Annotated in this window: 2 protein-coding genes and 3 pseudogenes; 2 read left to right on the top strand and 3 right to left on the bottom strand. The window is 62.5% G+C overall.

Annotation, left to right across the window (positions count from 1 at the left end):
• Positions 1–545 precede the first annotated feature (545 nt).
• Positions 546–740: pseudogene (locus tag CC117_RS38750) on the top strand (IS256 family transposase); the annotation flags it as partial.
• Between the two features lie 231 nt (positions 741–971).
• Here CC117_RS38750 and CC117_RS36995 read toward each other — a convergent pair.
• From CC117_RS36995 to CC117_RS06925, 3 genes and pseudogenes are all read right to left on the bottom strand, one after another.
• The gene (locus CC117_RS36995) at positions 972–1,874 is read right to left on the bottom strand and encodes a hypothetical protein (protein WP_131803026.1); all 903 of its coding nucleotides are present in this window, start codon (positions 1,872–1,874) and stop codon (positions 972–974) included.
• Entirely contained in the window at positions 1,867–3,678 is a 1,812-nt protein-coding gene (locus CC117_RS06935) for a hypothetical protein (protein ID WP_071082925.1), read from the bottom strand. The genes CC117_RS36995 and CC117_RS06935 overlap by 8 nt, the downstream gene beginning before the upstream one ends.
• A 239-nt stretch (positions 3,679–3,917) precedes the next feature.
• A pseudogene (locus tag CC117_RS06925) lies at positions 3,918–5,470 on the bottom strand (ISL3 family transposase).
• Positions 5,471–5,841: 371 nt separating this feature from the next.
• On the opposite strand from CC117_RS06925, the pseudogene CC117_RS36990 reads away from it, so the two are divergent.
• Positions 5,842–6,680: pseudogene (locus CC117_RS36990) on the top strand (DEAD/DEAH box helicase); the annotation flags it as partial.

Genomic DNA, 6,680 nt, shown 5'->3' with positions numbered 1-6,680 from the left:
TCCTCTTTGTATGTGCAAAGGCGCAGATCTTGGCGGAGCATCTCTGTGCTTGCGCGCCGCGGGCTCGCCTTAAACGCGTGTGCATAAACTCGGCACTATGCATCTCCTCCTCGGGGCCGGACGACGCGGAGCCGACGCGCAGGCGTAGGGACGGTCAACTGTTTTCATGCTTTTCAGAGTGCGACGAGAACGGCTCCGCTGCAAGTGCGATGGAAACTAGATGTAGGTATGTCCCGATTACCTTCGTCCTGGTGTGCATCACACCCGGGTGTATTTTTGTGCACCGTCAGGAAGTTCTCCGGGCTTTATACACATAGCTCCCTCTCGTTGGGGAAGGAACCTGGATCGTCATTGGCGCCAACTATCTCCCGGCGTGCCGCGTGACTGGCAATTTGTGGCCGAGGCGTGTAGCCGCTGAAGTTGAGGTCTCAGCCAGGCTGACGGTGGCGCGTCGGTCGGGAAGGCACACCTGTGCTGACAGGTAGTCCCAGAGGACAACGGATCCGAGAGCAGTTCGATGGTCGGGCCTTCGCCGGACCGATGAGATCGTCCGGGAAGGTGCGCGGTGGATGCTCGCGGCCGCGTTAAAAGCCGAGGTTGACGCCTATATTGCCGAACTCGCCGACGAGTGTGACGACCGCGGCCGCCGGCTGGTGGTCCGCAACGGCCACGCCCGGCCCAGGGAGGTGATGACCGCCGTCGGTGCGGTCGGGGTGACCGCACCGCGGCTCAACAACCGCACGGCACGGTCGATCCGGTCAGCGGTGAACGGTACCGGTGGGGCGACCCGAGATGCCAGCTGCTCGCCGGGCCGGCGTGGGAGGCGGTCCGCGACGATGTCCTGGCCGGTCTGGGGCGGTTTGGAGTGTTCGACCCCGCAACCCGTTCTTCGCCGGCCGAGGCGGGCTTCTGCGAGGGTGACTCGGCCGCTACACGGCTCAGCGCTCATGCCTTCCAGCGAAACATCCGCGCTAACTGCATCGGAGAACGTCGCTCACATAGGTATTCGGTGGCTGTGCTCGCCAAACGTTTCCGGAGCTGTCCCATTGCCAGTATCTTCCGCCGTTATAGCGTTGGAGCGTTTCTCGCTGGAGGACCTCGGCGTCGGTCAGGTGGCCGTCGTTGGGATAGTTGCCGCCTGGTGCGTGGCGATTCAGATAGACGGTCGCTTCGGCTCGTTTGGTCTGAAGGAGTGCGACTCCTCGCGTGACGTTCGCGCTCCAGTTCCAGCGCTGCTCGCAGGTGGCCGCCGGGTTGCAGAGCTGCATGATGCCGACGTCACCGCCACTGCCTCTGAGGGGAAGGCCGTCAGTCCAGAATTGTCGTCGGCTGCTCTCGTGGCAAGCGACCTGGTCGGCGTCGCTGCCAGGACCTCCGCAGGCGGCCGTGATGGTTGCGGGGGTTGGGTTGGTGCCGCGGACATGTACTGACACCTCAGCGGCCAGTCTTCGCCCGTTGACCGTGACGGAGACCTTTATTCGAGCCTCGCCTCCCTGTATAAAGCCCAGGGCCGGTGTCCAGCTTCCTCCCGTGCTGTTTCCGGTCTCCTGATTCGAGCAGACAACTTGCGCGCTGAGGCAAGAGCCCTGCCGCGGGGTCTCGGAAATGACGATGTCCCAGCTGAAATCCGTCAGGGCCGTCGGGTCTGGGTTGACGCCGCTGATCCGTGCTCGACAATTGATCACCGGCATAGCTGGCGTCGCGTCGATAAGAAGAGTCGATCCAGCTGTCGGCTGGTCGATAACGAGTGCGGGAGGCTGGGTACCGAGCGCTCCTGCGTCGGCAGCGAGCGCGGTTGACAGCAGTACCTTCGTGTTGTTAGCGAGGGCGGTTTGCTGAAGGAGCAGGACGCTCGGGGCAAGGGGATCACTCATCGGAGACCTCGGTTGAGACCACTATGTCGTCGCCAGTCGCCGAAACCGTGATTTTCCCAGGCAGTTCCACTGCGGTTGGGAAGACCTGAGCGTATATCGCCGCCTTGTCGGCATCGGTATCAGTGATGATGCCGCGGCCCAGGATCTCCCTGTCGATTCGGTTCTCCCGCACCTTGTTCTCAAGTTCGCGTTGCTTGACCGCGCTCAGCTGCAGTCCTGCCGAGTAGTCGTCGAGGGCGTTGCCTTGACCGAGGATGGCGTCGACGATAACCCCTTCGGTGCGCATGACGATCTTGTTGGCCGACAGGATGACTCCGGGAACGGTGATCTGGTTGCCGGTCTCATCGGTGTAGGTCGATTTGTGGCTCTTGCGAAAGCGCCAGTACGAGTCGCCAACCGCAACGTTCTTTTTCTCGATAATTGGCGGGTCGACGAGTTGATCGTCGTAGTCGTACACGGTATTGAGTTGGTCGAGGATGAGTTCGCGGATCTCCTCCCGCCGATCCGGCTGGATGTACTTCTCGATAAGGCCATCGAGCTTGGGCAGGGGTACCTCTTCGACGGACTCGGAGTAGCCGTTCCAGAAGGCTACTCGTGTGTCGACCAGGTGCAGAAGGGTGATGTGCTCCTGGTTGAGCTGCCGGAAGATGAAGTTCAGGGTGCGTCCGACGTTGATGTTCTCCAACTGCCGGGTGATCGAGGTCTCTTCGCCCGATTCCTCCTTCACCTCGCTGGAGGTGTTGACCTGGACGTCACGTTTGCTGGACGCCTTGGATGCGTGTTTATTGACCGCATTGCTGATGTTCTTGGAGAACTCTTCGCGTTGCGAGGCGGTGCCGCCCTTCACGCCGCCGCTGACCTTGGCGCTCCCAAACCCCCACGACACATTCGCCTCGGCCTCGGCGTGGTACTCGAAGCTTCCTTGGCTCGCCTTCTTGTCGGACTGCTCGTTCTGCACGGAGTTTTCGAAGTCGTCGGCGCTCTCCCTAGTAAAGGAGTCCAGGACGCTGGAGGCCGATTTGCTGTCGCTTGCGCTCTTGCGGAAGGTCTTGACGCTGATGGTCGTCTTCTCGCCGGGGAGCAAACTGAAGGTGTTGAGCGTTCGGCCCGCTCCGTATTGTCCGAGGAAGGACGAGAGTCGATAGGTCTCTATGATCACGATCTGCGGATGGGCTTTGGCCGGTTCCGGTAGGAAGGAATGGGCGTACTCACCCCACAGGGTGCGGAACACGTTCAAGCGCTTACCGGCCTTGAGCTGGTCGGTGATGTGCTCGATATCGAGGTCGGTCAGATGTGGACGCTCGGCCTGGTCAGCGAGGGACGGACCCGCCAGGACCGAGCCGCGCACCGCCTGCGGCAGTTTCGTCTGCGCTCTCCCTGCCGGTTCCCCTGCCGGATCGGTAAGCGCCGACAGGTCGGCCTGCACGGCTCTGGCGCGCAGGCCGCGAGCTAGAACACTGATGGTGGCGATATCCAGTGTGCCGTCGCTGGCATGCACAGCGAGCTGACCGGAGAACAGGCCCGCGTGTGTCGCCGCAGGTGCCTTGATGTTCGGGAAGAACTGTTCGTTACCGAGCCGCAGAGCGTCGGCGACTCGACCGGCGGAGACGTCCCTCATCTGTGCGATGGAGGCTCGGTCCGGGACCACGAAGGCAGCCTCGGTGAAGACGACGTTGCTGCCGTCTTCCTCGCCCAGGTCTAGGACGATGCCGTTACGTCCGCTGTACGACGTCGGCTCCGGCACGTTGTAACTAAGAATCGGTGCCTTGCCTTCCGGGTCAAGCTCCATCATCGGCGCAGCCACAGCCTTACCCCCTCAATTCGCAGGAAGTCCTGTCGCGACGAGCCCCCGTCATCGTACGCTCGCTCTGTGTATATCCCCTCAGGTGATGCCGCGTCGATAGCAACAGCCGATAGATACCGAAGCGATGGTGACTATTACAGATAACAACCAATTTTCTGCGGCAAGGTCACCGGCGACCTGGCAGGGTGGGGGGAGTGTCCGATCAACGGCTCTGGTGCACTTTCGGTGGTGACAGGGCGTTAGCCGAGCAGGATGCGGTGGCGGAGCAGGGTGAATCCTGCTCGGCCGTGCATCTGGCGCATGATCTTTTTGGTTGTGGTGTTCACGCCTTCGGTTCCGCCGTTGTGGTGGGGCAGGGTGAGGGCGGCGTCGACAGCCGCGCGGTCGAGGTCGAGACCGCGGGTGAAGGAATGCAGGTGGGGCAGGTCAGCGGCCCGGGCGGTGGTGATCCACTCGTCGAGTCTGTGGGCGTTGCCGTCAGCGGGGCGGAGAAGGTCCGCGAAGCCGCGGACGAGTCCGGCGAGGGCGGTCATTTCGGGGCAGGCGGTGGTRAGTTCGGCGAGCCGGTCGCGTTGGCTGTCGGTGAGGGTGTCGGGTCGGGTGAGCAGGAGCCGGGTCGGGTGAGCAGGAGCCGGGTAACGCGCCGGGGTGAGATCGCGGGCCGGTCACTGTCGGCGCGGCCCTAGTTGATGTAGCGGACGAACAGGTTGTGGCTGCCTGTATAGCCCTGCTGTGTGATCTCGTGGAACAGGTGGAGCACGGGCACGGCGGGGGGTTCGGCGCGGCGGCGTTTCAGATGGTCGCGGTAGGGATCGACCAGGGTCGGCCGGTAGAGGGGAGCGCGCACCAGCCGCTCAGGCTTGCTGGCCCGCGCGTAGCGTTTGACCGTGTTCAGGCCTAGGTTGAGCCGTCGGGCGCAGTCGAGCAGGCCGACACCCTGGTCGAGTAGGTCATGGACCTGCTGCCAGCGTTGCCGGGTCGTCTGTGCGCGGGGGCCGTCGTTCGGTGGTGGGCCGGCTTTCGCCCAGCAGCCGCTGTGCGCGGCGACCTCGGTGAGCGCTACCTGGGCGAGGTCGTGCCACAGATGCCACCGGTCGCTGGCTCGGACCGCGTTGGGCAGGGCGCGGCGGACCGCTTCGGCGTAGGTACCGGAGCCGTCCCGGCAGACCACCTGCACGCCGGGGTGGGCGCGCAGCCAGGCCTCCAGTCCGTCGGCGCCGCGGTCGGGCAGGACATCGACGCGGCGCCGGGTCTGCGCGTCGATCAGGATCGTGGCGTAGCGGCGCCGGCGGCGCAGCGCGAAGCCGTCCACGCCCAGCACCCGGGGCACCTCGAACGGCGGGAGCGGGAGACGCAGCAGGCTGCGCAGCGCGCTGTGCCGGGACAACCGGATCGCCAGCGCGGACAGGACCCGAACACCGGCCCGGCCGGCTAACTCCCGCACAACCGCGCCGGTCTGAGCTGCCAGCCTGTCCGTGCGCCGCTGGTAGCGCTCCAGTACCCCCGGGAGCTGTTCACGGAATGTCTGCCGGCACCCGCGGGTCGGGCAGACCAGCCGGCGGACCCGCACGATCATCAGGACCCGGCGGGCATCGATCGCGACATCCGCCAGCGTCCGCTCGTGATAGCTGTGCACCCGCGACGTCACGACCCCACAACCCGGGCAGGCCACCGGCCTCTCAGGCGTCCGTGCCCGCAACCGGACCAGCTCGCCCTCGTCGGCCACATCCTCGACGACCAGCGGTGACAGACCCGAAAACACCAGCTCAATGAGATGATCCGCTCCGTCCATGACACATCGTGTCGCCACACGCCGGGCGGATTGGCCGCCTTCCACCGTCAAGCCTCACCGGGGACCACACTCCGTCACCACCGAAAGTGAGYCAGAGCCGTTGATCAGACACTCCCCCTAACGGGGCCTCCGCGCCCGACCCCGCCATGTGAGGGTTTGCTACTCGCAAGGAGTATCTAGATCACGGCTCTGTCTCACTCGCGACAGAGCCGCTGCCAAGCTAAGGCCGCGACGCCGGTGRCACAGGCAGGGTCGAAGTTGCGATGCGGGTGCGGCCGTCGGTTGGCGTTGCGAGCTTCGATACATTGTCGCTCTGGAGTCGAGCAGATCCTGACCTCCTGGTCACCGATAGAATACAGGCTAATCTTCGCATGATATCTCTAGTACGAGGCACCAATGACAAGCCGGCCGCAAGTCAATCCCTAGTCGAAGCATTCAATGAGATAGAAAACATCGAGGGCCATCTCTTCATTGGCTACCCAGTCATCGGTTCCGTCGGGGGTCGGTATCCGATTGATGCCGTCTACATCTCCGAGAGTAAAGGCGTAGTCGTCTTCGATCTCGTCGAGGGTCTAAATCTCGGCGACTDTCAAGAGCGCCAGGACGACTCTGCCACTAGGTTGCAACAAAGGCTTCTTGGATACAAGGAGCTGGTGAGTCGTCGCAAACTCGTAGTTCCGATTAGTACGATCACTTATGCTCCCGCTGTTGCAGCTCGACATCTGAACGATATTGAGCCCGGATACTCTGTGGTGAATTCAGAGAACCTGGGTCGTACCCTGTCGGAGATTGATTGGCTAGAGTCAAGCCGCGAGATCTTCGAACGAACTCTGTCGGCGATACAAATGATTTCAACGATACGCCGTAATCAGTCGGCAAGGGTGGTCGAAAAAGAATCTTCGCGGGGTGCGAAACTCAAAAGTCTCGAGAACTCCATTGCAACACTCGACAACCTTCAGAGTAAAGCAGTAATTGAGACTGTAGACGGCGTCCAGAGGATACGTGGACTTGCCGGATCAGGCAAGACAATCGTCCTTGCACTAAAAGCCGCCTACCTTCATGCTCAACATCCAAATTGGYGCATTGCTGTTACGTTCAACACCAGATCACTAAAGGGGCAGTTTAGGCGTCTCATAAACAGTTTTTCCATCGAAACAACAAACGAAGAGCCAAACTGGGCAAATGTTCGTGTAATAAACTCGTGGGGAGC

This window comes from Parafrankia colletiae (assembly GCF_001854655.1).
Classification (GTDB): domain Bacteria; phylum Actinomycetota; class Actinomycetes; order Frankiales; family Frankiaceae; genus Parafrankia; species Parafrankia colletiae.
The sequence above is the reverse complement of the archived record's forward strand: the minus strand, read 5'-3'. Positions and strand labels throughout refer to the sequence as shown.